The following is a 14,133-nucleotide window of genomic DNA, read 5'->3' as shown; positions in this document are numbered from 1 at the left end:
TCCCATGACACGTGACCACGCTGCGACGAGGTGGGGGTTCGCAACAGCCTCATCGCGGTGCTGCGCGTGTGTGATGGCCGCGGAGCCCGTCGGACGAAGACGGGCATGCTCCTCCGAGAGACCCGCGTCGGCCACGCTCACAGCAGCGCGCATCAACGAGGGAGTACGCACCCGCCAGAGGACCGGCCGCTGGCTTGCTTGGGTGTAGGCGAAAGCCGTGGCCTCGGCGCTGTTCACCCCGGTGTGGTTCAGGCCGGCGGGGTCGTCCCTGCGCCCTCGGTGTCGTCCGCACCCGCAAGACCCGTCCCGGCCTGGTCGAGGTTCTCGTGTGGGTCGCCCATGTCCCCGGTTGCAGCGCCGGCGGGGGACAGCCCGAAGTGTTTGCGGACGGCGTTCGCCTCGGCGGGGGACAAGGTGCGTCCGGCTCCGAGGGACGGCGCGTCCTTGATTGCGTCCTTCGTGTACCCGACGTGCACGTCCGTGCCGTCGAACGTGGCGTCGTCGGCGGGGACGAGCGCCTGGTGTCGCCCGAGCAGTCCCGTCGCGACACAGACGTAGGCCGCACTGCCGTCCTGGTCGGAGGGGAACACCTGCACGACCTTGCCGACTGACACGCCGTTGCGATCCCGGACAGTCGCACTCTCGACCTGGTGGATGACGCCCTTGGTGATCATGAACGTAGTCAACGCCCTCGAGTCTGACGCTTCGCAGACGCCGTCCCCCTGGTGGGCGGGGTGGACTCGAACCTCGGAGTCCGGGGCCGCCTTGGCGCGCCACTCGATCGGCCGATAGCCCTCCGCGCGTCAACGACACGCCCGGAACAATTCGGAAGTTGCAGATCTGATGTATCACGAAGTTGACTGCTCGTTGTCGGCAACGCCGCCGACGCGAAAGCCGGCGTTGAGGCAGGAGAGCGAGGGGAATGTCCATGAAGCAGTCAACCTACGGACGTGTCGTCTCGATCGGCGCAGCCTGCGCCGTCGTCGGCGGACAGGCCACTGCGAAGTGCAAGGTCGTCGTGAAGCGCGGTGTGCCGACTCCATGGGGCACGGTTGCGTGGAGCACCTACTCCTCGATCCAGCGCCTCAGCGCCAAGGGCAACGGCGCGATCACATACAACCGCTGGGAGTGAGCGGAATGGCGTCTTGGCAGGAGGAGCAGATGATGAATCCACTTGTTCCAACAGCGCTCGACGGCGTGCTGATGGCCGTATCCCTCTTCGCGCTGTTCCTCGCACTCGCAGCGTTCATCTCGCTGATCCGATCTCGGTCGACCTTTGGCCGTCGTTTGCTCGGATGGACTCTCGTCGTCCTGTTCGCTCCGATCATCGGGCCGGCAACGTGGTTCGTCGCTCGGCACCGCGAACGGTCGATCGAGCCCAGAAGTGACGACGTTGGCCAGCGGTGAGGGGAACTTTCGGTCGGATCAGCACCCTGTCCGCAGCATGAATCCGCGTGCCTTGTTCGCAGCCGTCGCTGCTGCGTTCCCCGTCGTGGTCGAGGTCGCGGTCACCAGCGTCTGGTGGGATCGGTTGCCCGACCGGATCGCGACGACGTTCGGCCCGGATGGCAGCCCGAGCGGGTACGGAACTCCGTTGGGAACCGCGATCCTGCTCGCGGCGGTACAGGCGCTGTTCCTCGTGGGGGCGGTCGGCTCCGCTTTTGCTCACGACCGGCGCAGAGGTCGCATCTCGTGTGCGGTCACCGCAGGGTTCGTTGCGGCTCTCGCGATGAGCTGGCTGATCATTGTGGGATTGGCGTCTTCGACGTTGAGTCCGACGGCTTGGTGGCTTCTCGCGGCGGCGCCCGCGTGGGCGTTTGTCCCGTACTGGTTGCTTTCCCCCGCGAGGGGCGGTGGAAGGTGACGCCACTGCCGGCGTGACCTGCCAGCCGGAGCGCAGCCGCGCCTCCAGGCCGGGGTGAGAGCCGCCCACGCGGCGGACGCAACACGAACGGCGGCTCTCCTCCTTCCGGAAGGGAGCCGCCGTGGTGTCTCGCGGTGATCAGTGGGCCGACGGGACCGCCGTGCCGACGAGCTCGGCTCGCACGATGTCCGCACCAGCGGACAGTGCGCCGAGCTTGTCCAGCGCCGCACCCCGCGCCAGGGGCGCCATCCCGCAGTTGGAACTCGGGATGAGCTTGTCGGCGTCGACGAACTCGAGCGCCCGACGCAGGACCTCCGCGACCTCCTCGGGGGTCTCGACGGTCTCGGTGGCGACGTCGATCGCCCCGAGCATGACCTTCTTGCCGCGGATAAGCTCGACGAGCTCGAGGGGGACGTGCGAGTGGATGCACTCCAGCGAGACGATGTCGATCGACGACTGCTGCAGCAGCGGGAAGGACTGCTCGTACTGCCGCCACTCCGCTCCGAGCGTCTCCTTCCACTTGTTGTTCGCCTCGATGCCGTAGCCGTAACAGATGTGCACGACGGTCTCGGCGCGCAGACCCTCGGCTGCACGCTCGAGCGCGGCCACGCCCCAGTCCTGCACCTCGTCGTGGAAGACGGTGAAGGCGGGCTCGTCGAACTGGATGATGTCGACGCCGGCGTCCTGCAGTTCGCGGGCTTCTTGGTTGAGGATCGTGGCGAACTCCCACGCCAGCTTCTCGCGGCTCTTGTAGTGCTGGTCGGAGAGCGTGTCGATCATGGTCATCGGGCCGGGCAGCGCCCACTTGATCGGCCGGTCGGTCTGGGCGCGCAGGAACTTCGCGTCCTCCACGAAGACGGGCGCCCGGCGGCTCACGGCACCGACCACGGTCGGGACGGCCGCGTCGTACCGGTCACGGATCCGGACGGTCTCCTTGCGCTCGAGGTCGACGCCGTCGAGGTGCTCGATGAACGTCGTGACGAAGTGCTGGCGGGTCTGCTCGCCGTCGCTGACGATGTCGATGCCGTGCCGCTCCTGCTCGTGGACGGCGGAGCGGAGTGCGTCCTGCTTGCCCTCGGTGAGCGATGCCCCCTGCAGGTTCCAGGGGGACCAGAGCTGTTCGGGCTCGGCGAGCCAGGACGGTTTCGGCAGGCTGCCGACGATCGAGGTGGGGAGGAGAGAACTCATGGAGGTGACGGTCCAGACGGTCAGCGGGCGGGGACGGAGTCGGCAGCGAAACGCGAGAGGAGCGCGTGGTGCGGCGTCACGAGGTGCTCCTCGGTCCACCGGCCCTGGGTGATCCCGAGGCGGCTGCGCTCCTCGCGGTCGTACGTCACCGGGGTGGGCGTGAAGTCGGTGTGGTCGAGGGTGGGACGGTAGGTGCTGCCGGCCGGGGTGTTCGCGGCGTAGACCTCCGGGCGGTAGATCTTCTGGAACGTCTCCATGGTGGCGATCGTGCCGATGAGCTGGATGTCCGTGTAGTCGCCGGTCAGGTCGCCGCGCGTGTAGAACGCGAGCGGGGCAGCCGCCCCGGCGGGCTGGAAGTACCGGACCCGCATGCCCATCCGGCCGAAGTAGTCGTCGGTGAGCGAGGAGTGCTCGTGCTCGTACTCGGCGCCGAGGACCGGGTGGACGTACCCGGTGCGGCGGTAGGTCTGGCTCGTCGAGACGCTGATGCACACGACGGGCTCGGCACTGAAGTCTGAGCGGAACGCGGACGACTCCAGGAAGCGCTGGAAGAGCGCCCCGTGCAGCGCCCCGAAGTCAGACGGCAAGCCCGGCGATGACGGCAGCAGGACGGAGAAGTCGTAGTCGCGCAGGTACGACGAGAAGTTGTTGCCGAGGATGCCGTGGTGGTGCTCGCCGGTGTGCTGGTCGACGATCGTGACGTCGAGCATCTCGAGCAGCGGGAACTCGGCGTCCGATCCACCGTCGGAGAACTGCAGTGCGGCCGAGACGATGTCGAGCTGCAGGCGGTAGCGGTCACCGGCAGCCAAGAGCTCGTTCGCTCGCCCGTCGATCATCGTCAGCGCAGCACGGAGGTTCTGCTGACGGTGCTCGCCGCGCGCCAGGTTGGCGAAGTTCGTGGTCAACCGGGAGCTGTCGGCAGGGGAGTAGTCCTCGTCGAACGGGGTCCGGGTGATGCTGAAGGTGAGTTCGTTCGCCATGGTCGGCAATCTGTTCGTCGAGCGCCCGTGGGCGCTGGGGAAGGGGTTCCTCGATCATGGCGGGATTCGTGGGCCATCAGGTAATACCGAGACGCTATGCACCGGTATAGCCTCGGCCTATGGCCCGGGTCTCGAACGACATCACCCTGCAGCAGCTCCGGTACTTCATCGAGGTCGCGACCGAGGGCTCGATCAGCGCAGCGGCCGACCTGCTCTACGTGTCGCAGCCGACGATGTCTGCAGCGATGAAGGACCTCGAGACGCGGATCGGACGCCCGCTCTTCACCCGATCGGCCAGGGGCGTGGTGCTCACCGTCGACGGCGTCGAGTTCCTCGGGTACGCCCGACAGGTCGTCGAGCAGGTGTCCCTGCTCGAGCAGCGGTACGTCGGCGGCCAGCGGTCGCGTCGGCTGCTCGGGGTGTCCGCCCAGCACTACTCGTTCGCGGTGGAGGCCTTCGTCCGGATGGTCGAAGCAGCGGCTGCAGACGAGTACGAGTTCTCGCTGCGCGAGACGCGCACCTGGGACATCATCGAGGACGTCCGCACGCTGCGCAGCGAGGTGGGCATCCTCTACCGCAACGACTTCAACAAGCAGGTGCTCGGCAAGCTGCTGCGGGACGCCGGGGTCGTGTTCACACCGCTGTTCGTCGCGCAGCCGCACATCTTCGTCGCCAAGCGGAACCCGCTCGCGTCACGGGAGCGGGCGACCCTCGAAGACCTCGCCGACCTGCCTCGGCTCACGTTCGACCAGGGCGCCAACAACTCCTTCTACCTGGCGGAGGAGATCCTGTCGACGATGTCGAGCAAGCGGGAGATCCGTGTCTCGGACCGGGCGACGATCTTCAACCTCATGATCGGCCTGGGTGGCTACACGATCTCGACCGGGCTCATCAGCGATGACCTCGACCCCGAGATCGTCGCCATCCCCCTCGACGTCGACGAACGCATCGAGATCGGCTGGATCGCGCACGCTTCGGTTCCCCTCACCGTGCAGGCGCAGACGTACCTGGACGAGTTGCGTGCGGTGGTCACCAGCTACGGCGTCGAGCCGCTCGGGTAGGCAGGCGGCGGGTCCGGCGGGTCCAGCGATCGGCCTGGAGGCCCGACATGCGTCCGTCAGGAGGCTGCGGTCTCGATCATCGCCCTCACGTGCGGTGCGCTCCACCGCAGGAGCGCGTCAGATGGCGGGTCCTCGAGGTCCTCACCCCAGATCGCGACGGCGGCGCCCGACATCGGAGCCGCGAGCCGCGAACCGGAGTCGCCGTCCCACGCCCGGAGTGACCAGTTCTCGCGGAGGTCGGCGACGGTGTACTCGCTGTCCGCCGGTTCGAGGTCGGTCGGCACCTCGTAGAGGTAGTACGAGTTGTAGTTGAGCAGGTCGACCCCGGCCTGCTGCAGGTCGACCGCACTTGCCCGTCGCGCTCGGCGTTCGCGCCGCTCGGCTGCGTCCTCGGTGTCGCCGTCGAAGCTCCAGTACGTGACGTGGATGCGCGGATCGAGTCGCCCGACCGCGACCCGATCGATCCCGTCGTTCCAGGCCCAGACCTCGCGGTTGCCGACCGTGGCCGCCATCGCGTTCATCCAGGCGACGCGTTGGGCGGCGGTGACGTCGTCGCCCCATTCGTCGCCGCCGATGTGCACGGTTCGGCTGGAGGGGAAGGTCTGCTGCGCCTCCGCGTACAGCTTCTTCGCCAGCGCGAGACTCTCGGGCGCCGACGTGTCGAGCTCGTTCTCGCCCGAACGGATGCGGTCGACCCACTTCGTGCCGTGTTCCGCCTCGAGCAGGGCGAAGGCGGCGGCCATGTGTCCGGGAGTGTCGATCTCCGGCACGATCGCGACGCCTCGCTTCGCCCCGTAGGCGGCGATCGAGCGTGCCTGCGCGGCGCTCAGGAACGGGCGATGGGTCACGCGGCTCGTGTACACGCCGTCGTCGAGATCAGCGTTGGCGAGGGTCTGGCCGAGCACCGTGCTCTCGATCCCGACGTTCTGGTCATCGGTGAGGTGCAGGTGCAGGAAGCGGCCGCCATCGTCGGCGAGGAGGTCGATGTACCGCTTGAGCAACGCCACGGGGTAGTAGGCGCGAGCGACGTCGAGCATCACGCCCGTCTCCGGACGCGCGCGCTTCGTCGGCTTGGTGGTGACGGTCGCAGACGACGTGCGGCACTGCTTCGCGGAGTACGCACCCACGCAGGCGAGGACGGAGTACTTGCCGGCTTCGGCACGGGAAGGTGTCCCGCGAACTGCGGTGACCGAGGTGCTCGACCCAGCGGCGAGTGCTTTCACCGCGACCCGGCCGAGCGTGTACTTCTTCGTGCCGGCGGACAGGTACAGCCACGCGGAGGAAGCCGGCTTCCGCACCGAGGCGGTGTTCTTGACCTTGAGCGTGGTGCGAACGGCGGTGCCGGTCGAGGTGACGGTCGTCGTCGCGGTGACCTTCGTGACCGTCACCGCCGAGGCTGCGGTGTCCGCTGATCCTGCCGTTGCACGAATGCCGACCAGAGCTGCGGCCGACAGGGCGATCGCCAGGCCGACCGCGAGCGCGCGTCTGGCAGACGATCCGGGACCCACGTGCCCCTGTTGACGCACCACGACGTTCTCCCCCTCGAACACCCCGTTGCCCTCGTTGAGTCAGGATGCGCGCACGATCGTATCCGCACCGCGTCGAACGCACATCGCCCAGCGACGTGCAGGGGGGCTCCTCAGCGGACCTCCGCACTCGCCCACAGCGCATGCACAAGACTCCGGGCGCGGCGAAGAACCGGCTGCAGGCTGAGGGCAGCCCCGACGACCAGCGTGCCGGCCTGCGCGAGGAGGAACGCCACGAGCGCCACCGGGATGAACGCGGTGACGATCCAAGCGGCGGCGAACCCCACGAGCATCACCGCGAGGACCCGCACGGCGGCGAAGTTCTGTGGACCGCGAAGGACCAGCAGCCCGCCGGCAGCGAAGGTCAACGGGACGAGCGCCTGCAGGACGACCGCGATGGAGAGCCACAGGTGACTGCTGGTCGCGGGGGAGAGGGTCGCCACGAAGCAGACGACGGCGACAGCGATGACCAGACACGCAGCGTCGCGTGCGAGCGCGGCACCGGCAGCGGCCACGATTCCTGCAGACACGGTGAGTGCTGCGACCATCGGCACTGAGCCCGCGGTGAGCGTGTGCGTTCCGATGAAGCCGAGCAGGTTGTCGACCGCCAGCAGTGAGGCGCCGGTGGTGGCGACCATCAAGGCGGCGGCGGCAGCTCTGCGCACGGAGGGCCAGGTGCCTGACGCCCTCAACGCTCGTCTCCGCCCGCGCGGCATGCGACCCGGATCTTCTCCATGTTCTTCCTCTCGGTTCGCGCTCGGCACGGCCAACCAATCCAGAATGCTGCACATCAATACGAGCCACAACCTTGCAGCTGCGATGACCACCGCGGAATCGTTCTTGACTACGTAGACAATCCCGTGGTTGTCTTGCTCCCATACCCGGCCCCCACCGGACCCACGGAGCAGCGAAGGAGCTGACGATGAACGGCAACGCCTCGGTTCACCGCCTCCGTCCGGCCTCCATGACCGACGTCGCGGCTCGCGCCGGGGTGTCCCAGAAGACCGTCTCCCGTGTCGTCAACGACGAGCCGCACGTCACTGCAGCCGTCCGTGCCGAGGTCGAAGCGGCGATCGCGGAGCTGGGCTTCCGCCCGAACGCCGCCGCCCGCTCGCTCAAGTCCCAGCGCTCCCGCCGCGTCGGCATCATCACCATCGGTACGAACCTGTACGGCCCGACCGCCATGCTCACGGGCGTCGAGCAGGCCTGCCGCACGAACGGCTACAGCCTGGCCATCGTCCGGACCGTCGCCGCGACCGCATCCGAGCTCCAGCCGGCGGTCGACTCGCTCGTCGGCCAGGACGTCGAGGCGATCGTCTTCTCCGAGCCGGTCGAGAACCAGATGGACCAGCTCCGTCTGCCCCAGGGTGTGACGGTGCTGACGCTCGGCCCGCCCGACGTCGCGGACCGCGAGAACACGCTGGCTGTCGGGCTCGACGAGAGCGGCGCCGCCTTCGCGGCCACCGACCACCTGCTCGCCCTCGGCCACGAGACCGTGTGGCACATCGCCGGCCCGGCGGACTGGACCTCGAGCTCCCGGCGACTGGCCGGATGGCGCGCGGCGCTGCAGGACGCCGGCGTCGCCGAACACGCACCGGTCGAGGGGGACTGGTCCCCGCAGAGCGGCTACGAGGCCATGCGCTCGCTGCTCGGACGCCGTGACGTGACCGCGGTCTTCGTGGCGAACGACCAGATGGCGATCGGGGCGATGTCCGCCATCCAGCAGCACGGGCTGTCGGTGCCGGCTGACGTCAGCATCGTCGGCTTCGACGACATGCCGATCTCGGCCTACCTGCCGACACCGCTCACGACCATCCGCCAGGACTTCGACGAGGCCACCCGCCTCGCGATGCACCGACTCTTCCGCACGCTCGACGGCCACCCGCCTGCCGAGCGCCACCGGATGCTGCCCGGCCAGCTGATCACGCGTGCCACCAGCGCGCCACCGTCGCCCGCGCGGCGCCACCTCCGCCCCGCCGACTGAACCACCGGACGGGAGGCGCGGCTTGCGTCCGTCCCGTGAGTGAGCGCTCACACGCGCTCACCGCCACTTCCGCACGCACCTCGACGACGACGTCAGGAGACCTCCGTGACCCCAGTACCCAGGCGACTTCCCCCACCCGCGCCACCCGTGCCTCCAGGCCGTGGGCCGAGCCGACGCGACCTGCTCCGCTGGGGCGCCGCCGCGGGCGGCAGCATCGCCCTCGGCGCCCTGCTCGCCGGCTGCTCCCCGCAGTCGACGGCCGCCGTCCGTTCCGGACGCGCCGACCTGTCCTTCTGGACACACGACCCCGGCTACGAGAAGTTCTTCACCGAGGCGCTGCCGGTCGCGGACCGGAAGTCCGACTTCGACTTCGCGCTCGACATCACCACGATCGCAGCGGCGGACATCCCGACCAAGCTCATCGCGCAGGCAGTCGCCGGCACGGGCACGCCGGACGTCGCCGGGCTCGAGATCGGCGCCTTCTGCCGGATGCTGCGCGGGGACATCGCGAAGGAACTGCTGAGCGACCTGTCGCCGTCGGTGGCGTCGCGCAAGGACGACCTGATCGCTGCGCGACTCACGCCGTTCTCGAAGGACGGGCACCTCTACGCGCTCGATTCGGACACCCCGTTGTGCGTCTACTACCACCGCACCGACCAGTTCGAGGCCCTCGGGATCCCCGACGACCTGACGACGTGGGAGGAGTACATGGACGTCGGCGCGAAGCTCCACACGAGCAAGGGCGTCTCGCTGCACGCCGTGGCGGTCACCGATCCGGGCGGCACCCTGCAGAGCTACCAGATCCTGCTGCTCCAGCGCGGCGGCGACCTGTACGACGAGGACGGCGGCATCACGATCCAGACACCGGAGGCCGAGCGAACCCTGCAGTTCCTGGTCGACGGTGTGCAGTCCGGCGCGATCGCGACGGTCGCCGACATGTACGGACCGAGCCTGCAGTCCGGGCTGAAGGGCGGCACGATCCTGGCCGTCGACATGCCGTCCTGGTACGCCAGCTACGGCATCAAGCCGAACGTGCCCGAGCAGAAGGGCAAGTGGAAGGTGCGGAACCTGCCCCGGTTCGCCGGCGGTGGCAGCACGACGAGCGTCGGCGGCGGCACCGGGTTCTCGGTGCTCCGCGACAAGCCGCTCACGAAGGCCGGGATCGACCTGGTGCTCGCCGCGTACCTCGACCCGGACCAGCAGGTGAAGCGCTACCAGGACCTCGGGTACCTGCCCACCCTGCGCTCCGTCTACGACGACCCGCGGCTCGCGGCCTTGAGCGACCCGTACTTCGGTGGGCAGCAGCTGTTCGGCGTCTACAAGTCGGTCGTCGACGACGTGCCCTCGCAGCACCAGAGCGCCGACGCCTCGATCCTGCAGACGGTCCTGAGCGGATACCTCATCAAGGCCTACAAGGGCCAGATCTCCCCGAAGCAGGCGCTCGACGCCGCTGCGGCCGACTTCCGCGGCCAGACCCGCGCCTGAGGAGGACGACGATGTCCACGACCGCCACCGGTATCCCGGTGTCCGCCACGACCACCACCACCACCGATCCGCCGGTCCGCCGCCGACGCCTGAACACGAACGGGGGCAGCGCGCCGTACCTGTTCATCGCACCGTTCTACGTGCTGTACGGGCTCTTCATGATCGTGCCGGTGCTCGCCGCCGTGTACCTGTCACTCACCGAGTGGGTCGGCCTCGGCACGCCGAACTGGATCGGCCTGTCCAACTACGTGAACCTGTTCCGGGACACCAGCTTCGGCACCGCCCTGGTCAACTCGCTGATCTACACGCTCATCGCGGTGTTCGTCATCGTGCCGTGCTCGCTGCTGGTCGCGCAGGCGCTGAACGCCAAGGGACTCCGCGCCCGTGACCTGTTCCGCGTGACGTTCTTCATCCCGATGGTGCTGTCGCCGATCGTCATCGCGCTCATCTACAGCCTGGTCTTCGACACGAACTACGGGCTGCTCAACGCCACGCTCAAGGCGCTGTTCGGGTTGCCGAACACCGACTGGCTCGGCGACCCGACGCTCGCGAAGGTCGCCATCGGGTTCGTGCTCCTGTGGCGGACGGTCGGGTACCTGACGATCTTCTTCCTGGCGGCACTGCAGAACGTGTCGCCCGAGCAGTACGAGGCCGCATCGCTCGACGGGGCAGGCACCTTCCGGAAGTTCACCAACGTGACGCTCCCGGCGATCCGCCCGGTCACGGCGTTCGTCGTGGTGACGAGCTTCATCAGCGCCGCCCAGCTGTTCGACGAGCCCTACCTGCTCACGAAGGGCGGACCGGGCGAGGCCACCCTCTCCGTCGCCATGTTCATCTACCGCGCCGCCTTCGAACGGCAGCAGTTCGGGTACGCGGCAGCCGCCGGTGTCGTGCTGTTCGTCGTCGTGTTCGGCGTCAGCCAGATCCTCAACCGCGCACTCGCCATCGGGAGGGACGCATGACCGCCACCACCGACCGCCCGGACACCCGGGCCGTCACGACCGTCGGAAGCCGGGCGCCCCGGTCCGGACCACCGCGCACCAGGGGCTGGATCGCTCGCCGCGGCCTGCTCTACGCCACCCTCGTGGCCCTGCTGCTGGTGTTCGTGTTCCCGTTGCTCTGGGCACTGTCCGGCTCGTTCAAGCAGCGCGGCGACATCTTCGCGACACCGCCCTCGCTCATCCCGAGCCCGGCGACCGGCGAGAACTACACGAACCTGCTCGCCACACAGCCGTTCTGGGGGTGGTTCGGCATCAGCGTCGGCACCGCCCTGATCGCGACGGTCGTGTCCGTGTTCGTCTGCGCGATGGCCGGGTACGGGTTCGCGAAGTTCCGGTTCCGGGGCAAGCGGATCCTGTTCGCGGTGATGTTCTCGTCGCTGTCGGTGCCGTTCGCGGTGATCCTCGTACCGCTCTTCATCCTGGTGGTGAAGTCCGGGCTCACGAATCCCTGGTTCTCGCTCGTCGTGCCCTGGGTGGCACCGGCGTTCGGCATCTTCATGATGCAGCAGTTCATCGTGCAGGCGATCCCCGACGAGCTCATCGAGGCGGCGCGCATCGACGGCAACTCCGAGTTCGGCACGTTCCGCCGGGTCGTGCTCCCGCTGCTCCGGCCGTCGCTCGGCGCCCTGGCGGTGTGGAGCTTCCTGCAGAGCTACAACTCGTTCCAGTGGCCGTTGGTCCTGCTGTCCGACTCGAGCCAGTACACGTTGCCCCTCGGCCTCAACGCGATCTTCGCGTCGGAGAACCGGTCGTACGACCTGGTGCTCGCCGGCGCCGTGTTGGCGAGCGTGCCGACGATCCTCGTGTTCCTGCTCCTCCGCAAGCAGCTGCTCGACGGGCTGACCGCGGGGGCGGTCAAGGGATGACCGACGCCCCCACCCACAACCGATCCTTCTCGAACGGAGCACCCAGCACCATGCAGCACGACCGCGTCCTCTTCGGCGCCGCCTACTACCACGAGTACCAGCCGACCCCTCGGCTCGACGAGGACATGCGCCTGATGCAGGAGGCCGGGTTCTCGGTCATCCGCGTCGGCGAGTCCGTCTGGAGCACCTGGGAGCCGGAGAACGGCCGCTTCGACCTGGAGTGGCTCGCGCCGGTGCTCGACGCCGCCCACGAGCACGGCATCCGGGTGATCCTCGGCACGCCGACCTACGCCGTCCCGATGTGGCTCGCCCGCATCGTGCCGGAGATCAACGTCCGCCGCCGCACCGACGGCGAGGCGATGGGCTGGGGTGCCCGGCAGGAGATCGACTACGCCCACCCGGCGTTCCTGTTCCACGCCGAGCGGGTCATCCGGAAGATCGTCGCCCGGTACGCCGAGCACCCGGCCGTGATCGGCTACCAGGTCGACAACGAGCCGGGCAACGAACTCATCGCCAACCCCGAGGTGTTCCAGCGCTTCGTCGACCACCTGCGCCACACCTACGGCAGCGTCGAGCGGCTGAACGAGGAGTGGGGGCTCACCTACTGGTCCCACCGGCTGTCCACCTGGGCCGACCTGTGGACGCCGGACGGCAACGCGCAGCCGCAGTACGACCTGGCATGGCGCCGGTTCCAGGCATCGATCACGACGGACTTCATCGCCTGGCAGGCGTCGGTCGTGCGGGAGTACTCGCGTCCGGACCAGTTCGTGACCACGTGCATCGCGTACGAGCGGCCGACCGTCGAGGACGAGGTGCTCACCCGGGCGCTCGACGTCACCGCCGGCAACCCGTACTACCGGATGCAGGACGCTCTCGAACTGCCGAGCACCGAGGAGCCCGCACAGTTCTGGACCTCGTCCGGTGCCTGGTCGATCTTCGCCTCGGGCGACCGCATGTACGGGTCGAAGCAGGCGCCGTTCCTGGTCACCGAGACGAACGCGCAGGCCATCGGGTTCTCGTGGATGAACGAGCCGGCCTACGAAGGGCAGTGGCGCCAGGCGGCCTGGGCCCTCGTGTCCCGCGGCGCATCGATGATCGAGTACTGGCACTGGCACACGCTGCACTCCGGCGTCGAGACGTACTGGGGTGGCGTCCTGCCACACTCGCAGCAGCCCGGTCGCACGTACGAGGAGATCGCCCGGATCGGTGCGGAGTTCGCGCACGCGGGAGACCGGGTCGCCGGCCTCCGCCCACAAGCCGACGTCGCCCTGCTGTTCTCGAACGAGTCGAAGTGGGCGCTGAACGAGCACCCGGCGCTCGGCGACGGCATGGAGCCCGACCGGCGGTCGTGGCAGACCGTCCACGACGCCTTCGCCCGGGGCGTCTTCGACGCCGGACTGCAGGCGAACACCGTGCACCCGTCGCAGGTCTTCGACCGTGATCCGGCGTCGTTCGCCGCGGAGCGACCGGTGCTCGTCGCTGCCGCGTTCACCATCGCGACCGACGCCCAGCTGCAGTGGCTCGCCGCCTACGCCGAGGCGGGTGGCCACCTGGTCGTCGGCATCCGCACCGGGTACGAGGACGAAGAGGCCCGTGCGCGGCTCGAACGGAAGCCCGCGTTCCTCGACGTGCCCGCAGGCGTGCACTACGACGAGTTCAGCAACCTCGGCCGACGCATCCCGGTGTCGGCCGGAGCCGCTGCCGCTGCGCACGGGTTCACCGTGCCGGCCGGGGCGACGGCGACCCGGTGGGCGGACGGCCTGCTCGTCGACGACGCCGACGTGCTCGTCGGGTACGACCACCCGCACCACGGTCGTTTCGCGGCGGTGACCACGCGGTCGCACGGTGCCGGTCGGGTCACCTACGTCGGGACCGTCCCGGATCCGGCGCTCGCCGCAGCGATCACGGAGTGGGCGGTCGCGCAGGGAAGCGGGTCGCCGAGTTGGCAGCCGCAGGCCGACACGCAGTCGGTCGCGAGCTCGGTCAACGGTCGTGGCGAGACGGTGCACGTCATCCACAACTGGTCGTGGGGACCGAGCACGTACACGGTGCCGGTTGCCGCGGAGGACCTGTTCGAGGGCACGGCGCTCGACGCGGATGCCGTGCTCGAGCTCGGGCCGTGGGACGTCCGGGTGGTCGTCGTCGCCTAGCGAGACCGGAGCAGGCGGGCCGTCGGGT

14 protein-coding genes are annotated in these 14,133 nt (G+C 68.8%); 9 read left to right on the top strand and 5 right to left on the bottom strand.

Translation table 11 applies throughout. The features are described from left to right. Positions 1–248 precede the first annotated feature (248 nt). Positions 249–674: a hypothetical protein gene (locus DEJ29_RS15000; protein ID WP_111094446.1), complete on the bottom strand. Its 426-nt coding sequence runs from the start codon at positions 672–674 to the stop codon at positions 249–251. Positions 675–928: 254 nt separating this feature from the next. On the opposite strand from DEJ29_RS15000, the gene DEJ29_RS14995 reads away from it, so the two are divergent. The 3 genes from DEJ29_RS14995 to DEJ29_RS14985 are packed head-to-tail and all read left to right on the top strand — an operon-like array spanning position 929 to position 1,864. Further along, positions 929–1,132, top strand: a complete 204-nt coding sequence (locus DEJ29_RS14995; RefSeq protein ID WP_146248294.1) for a hypothetical protein — start codon at positions 929–931, stop codon at positions 1,130–1,132. Between the two features lie 5 nt (positions 1,133–1,137). After that, positions 1,138–1,407, top strand: coding sequence for a PLD nuclease N-terminal domain-containing protein (locus DEJ29_RS14990; RefSeq protein ID WP_214550083.1), 270 nt, complete (start codon positions 1,138–1,140; stop codon positions 1,405–1,407). A 37-nt stretch (positions 1,408–1,444) separates the two neighbouring features. Continuing rightward, on the top strand, positions 1,445–1,864 hold the full coding sequence (locus DEJ29_RS14985) for a DUF1648 domain-containing protein (protein ID WP_146248295.1): 420 nt from the start codon (positions 1,445–1,447) through the stop codon (positions 1,862–1,864). 138 nt (positions 1,865–2,002) lie between these two features. Here the strand turns inward: DEJ29_RS14985 and DEJ29_RS14980 are convergent, their stop codons facing one another. Together DEJ29_RS14980 and DEJ29_RS14975 are read right to left on the bottom strand one after the other, a co-directional pair. Continuing rightward, on the bottom strand, positions 2,003–3,052 hold the full coding sequence (locus DEJ29_RS14980) for a methionine synthase (protein ID WP_111094449.1): 1,050 nt from the start codon (positions 3,050–3,052) through the stop codon (positions 2,003–2,005). A gap of 20 nt (positions 3,053–3,072) precedes the next feature. Next, a complete protein-coding gene (locus tag DEJ29_RS14975) occupies positions 3,073–4,032 on the bottom strand; it encodes a putative oxygenase MesX (RefSeq protein ID WP_111094450.1) in 960 nt (319 codons plus the stop codon). A 119-nt stretch (positions 4,033–4,151) separates the two neighbouring features. Here DEJ29_RS14975 and DEJ29_RS14970 point away from each other — a divergent pair, with 119 nt between their 5' ends. Next, positions 4,152–5,093 (top strand): LysR family transcriptional regulator, encoded by a 942-nt coding sequence (locus DEJ29_RS14970; protein ID WP_110861016.1) that lies wholly within the window; start codon positions 4,152–4,154, stop codon positions 5,091–5,093. Positions 5,094–5,149: 56 nt separating this feature from the next. Here DEJ29_RS14970 and DEJ29_RS14965 read toward each other — a convergent pair whose 3' ends face one another. After that, positions 5,150–6,643 (bottom strand): family 20 glycosylhydrolase, encoded by a 1,494-nt coding sequence (locus DEJ29_RS14965; RefSeq protein ID WP_284173832.1) that lies wholly within the window; start codon positions 6,641–6,643, stop codon positions 5,150–5,152. 89 nt (positions 6,644–6,732) lie between these two features. Continuing rightward, entirely contained in the window at positions 6,733–7,284 is a 552-nt protein-coding gene (locus tag DEJ29_RS14960) for a hypothetical protein (RefSeq protein WP_284173831.1), read from the bottom strand. 257 nt (positions 7,285–7,541) lie between these two features. Here DEJ29_RS14960 and DEJ29_RS14955 point away from each other — a divergent pair, with 257 nt between their 5' ends. From DEJ29_RS14955 to DEJ29_RS14935, 5 genes are all read left to right on the top strand, one after another. Then, the gene (locus tag DEJ29_RS14955) at positions 7,542–8,603 is read left to right on the top strand and encodes a LacI family DNA-binding transcriptional regulator (RefSeq protein WP_111094453.1); all 1,062 of its coding nucleotides are present in this window, start codon (positions 7,542–7,544) and stop codon (positions 8,601–8,603) included. A gap of 147 nt (positions 8,604–8,750) precedes the next feature. Next, entirely contained in the window at positions 8,751–10,088 is a 1,338-nt protein-coding gene (locus DEJ29_RS14950; RefSeq protein ID WP_111094454.1) for an ABC transporter substrate-binding protein, read from the top strand. Between the two features lie 11 nt (positions 10,089–10,099). Then, on the top strand, positions 10,100–11,050 hold the full coding sequence (locus DEJ29_RS14945) for a carbohydrate ABC transporter permease (RefSeq protein WP_111094455.1): 951 nt from the start codon (positions 10,100–10,102) through the stop codon (positions 11,048–11,050). Next, positions 11,047–11,955, top strand: coding sequence for a carbohydrate ABC transporter permease (locus DEJ29_RS14940; protein ID WP_111094456.1), 909 nt, complete (start codon positions 11,047–11,049; stop codon positions 11,953–11,955). The genes DEJ29_RS14945 and DEJ29_RS14940 overlap by 4 nt, the downstream gene beginning before the upstream one ends. Beyond that, on the top strand, positions 11,952–14,105 hold the full coding sequence (locus tag DEJ29_RS14935) for a beta-galactosidase (RefSeq protein ID WP_258375900.1): 2,154 nt from the start codon (positions 11,952–11,954) through the stop codon (positions 14,103–14,105). Before DEJ29_RS14940 ends, DEJ29_RS14935 begins: the two co-directional genes overlap by 4 nt. The last annotated feature ends 28 nt before the right edge of the window (positions 14,106–14,133 follow it).

Origin of the sequence: Curtobacterium sp. MCPF17_021 (genome assembly GCF_003234605.2) — a bacterium.
GTDB lineage: Bacteria > Actinomycetota > Actinomycetes > Actinomycetales > Microbacteriaceae > Curtobacterium > Curtobacterium flaccumfaciens.
Note: the sequence above shows the minus strand (reverse complement) of the source record. Positions and strands in the feature narration are given on the sequence as shown.

Coding starts and splice junctions, on each gene's coding strand:
- DEJ29_RS14935 (WP_258375900.1), top strand. CDS start 11,952: ATGACCGACGCCCCCACCCACAACCGATCCTTCTCGAACGGAGCACCC.
- DEJ29_RS14955 (WP_111094453.1), top strand. CDS start 7,542: ATGAACGGCAACGCCTCGGTTCACCGCCTCCGTCCGGCCTCCATGACC.
- DEJ29_RS14985 (WP_146248295.1), top strand. CDS start 1,445: ATGAATCCGCGTGCCTTGTTCGCAGCCGTCGCTGCTGCGTTCCCCGTC.
- DEJ29_RS14980 (WP_111094449.1), bottom strand. CDS start 3,052: ATGAGTTCTCTCCTCCCCACCTCGATCGTCGGCAGCCTGCCGAAACCG.
- DEJ29_RS14970 (WP_110861016.1), top strand. CDS start 4,152: ATGGCCCGGGTCTCGAACGACATCACCCTGCAGCAGCTCCGGTACTTC.
- DEJ29_RS14945 (WP_111094455.1), top strand. CDS start 10,100: ATGTCCACGACCGCCACCGGTATCCCGGTGTCCGCCACGACCACCACC.
- DEJ29_RS15000 (WP_111094446.1), bottom strand. CDS start 674: ATGATCACCAAGGGCGTCATCCACCAGGTCGAGAGTGCGACTGTCCGG.
- DEJ29_RS14990 (WP_214550083.1), top strand. CDS start 1,138: ATGGCGTCTTGGCAGGAGGAGCAGATGATGAATCCACTTGTTCCAACA.
- DEJ29_RS14940 (WP_111094456.1), top strand. CDS start 11,047: ATGACCGCCACCACCGACCGCCCGGACACCCGGGCCGTCACGACCGTC.
- DEJ29_RS14975 (WP_111094450.1), bottom strand. CDS start 4,032: ATGGCGAACGAACTCACCTTCAGCATCACCCGGACCCCGTTCGACGAG.
- DEJ29_RS14995 (WP_146248294.1), top strand. CDS start 929: ATGAAGCAGTCAACCTACGGACGTGTCGTCTCGATCGGCGCAGCCTGC.